The following is a 1,119-nucleotide window of genomic DNA, read 5'->3' on the forward strand; positions in this document are numbered from 1 at the left end:
CGGCGAGCGGCGGCGAGCAGCAGGAACGCCGACCGTACGCCGTCCGTCGCGGTGCGGCACCACCCGTGTCATGACGGTGTCACAGAGCGGCGCCACCCGGTTGCGGCGCCGTCCCGCACCGATGTACATCTGGGGTGGTACACGGGGCGCGCACCGGGGGAGACGGCCCCGCGTCCCGACCGAGGAGGGGAACGGGGACTCATGAGCATGAAGTTCGACATGGGTGCGGACACGCTGACCACCCTGCAGAACAGCACCAGCGGCTCGCTGGACGAGATGCACGCGATGCTGATGCAGCTTCGCGACGCGGCGGAGCCCCTGGCGAGCAAGTTCAACGGCGCCGGCAAAGAAGCGTTCGCCCGGTTCAAGAGCGAGACGGACGTGATCGCCGCCGCGCTCCAGCACGCGATGTCGCGGATCAACGAAGGTCAGGCCGGCATGAATGCCGCTTTCGCGGACGGCGACTCGGGATTCAAGGACAACGCGGATCGCGCCATGGGAAGCCAGAACTTCAACGCCGCCCGCTTCTGAGCGGTCGACCACCACAGCACACGGGGAGCAGAGTTGAGCGACTACAGGCTTGCGTACGACACCGCCGCCTCCGGAGATACCGCCGAGAACCTCATGCGCATCATGCGAACCCTTGAGGCGCTGGTCACCGATCACAGCGGCGCCGTCGCGCAGGCGCTCAGCGACTTCGACGCCACGGGCGTCTCCGAGGAGTACGCCGCGGTCGAGTGGAAGTGGGAGGAGACTGCGACCAGCGTCAGGACCGTCATCAGCGAACTTGCCCGGGTGCTGGAGGAGAACGACATCACCGCGCTGAACACGTCACGCGCCGCCGGCGCCGCGGTGGCCGCCATCCGTTCCTGACGCCTCCGCACCGCAGCACCCATGTCGCCGTACCGGCCGCCGCCGGTGCGGCGACCACCGCGTCACGGCGGGAGCACGGGCCCCAGCGGCCCGGCCCCCGCCGTCAGGAACCGCGTGACCGCCCCGGTGCGGCCACGGCGGGAGAGAAATGGCGAGAGACTACGACAGCCAACTGCTGGAATCCGTCGCCGTGCGCCGGCGACGGCTCCGCGACGCCCTGGTCTTCGGGCCCGGCCGCACCCGCCG

2 protein-coding genes are annotated in these 1,119 nt (G+C 70.1%); both read left to right on the top strand.

Annotated features, from left to right (window positions below):
- The first annotated feature begins 201 nt into the window (after nt 1–201).
- On the top strand, nt 202–531 hold the full coding sequence (locus tag ACOJUJ_RS07110) for a hypothetical protein (RefSeq protein WP_312871402.1): 330 nt from the start codon (nt 202–204) through the stop codon (nt 529–531).
- Nucleotides 532–564: 33 nt separating this feature from the next.
- Nucleotides 565–873, top strand: coding sequence for a hypothetical protein (locus ACOJUJ_RS07115; RefSeq protein ID WP_167974325.1), 309 nt, complete (start codon nt 565–567; stop codon nt 871–873).
- The last annotated feature ends 246 nt before the right edge of the window (nt 874–1,119 follow it).

The sequence above is a fragment of the Longimicrobium sp. genome (assembly GCF_048594345.1).
Taxonomy (GTDB): domain Bacteria; phylum Gemmatimonadota; class Gemmatimonadetes; order Longimicrobiales; family Longimicrobiaceae; genus Longimicrobium.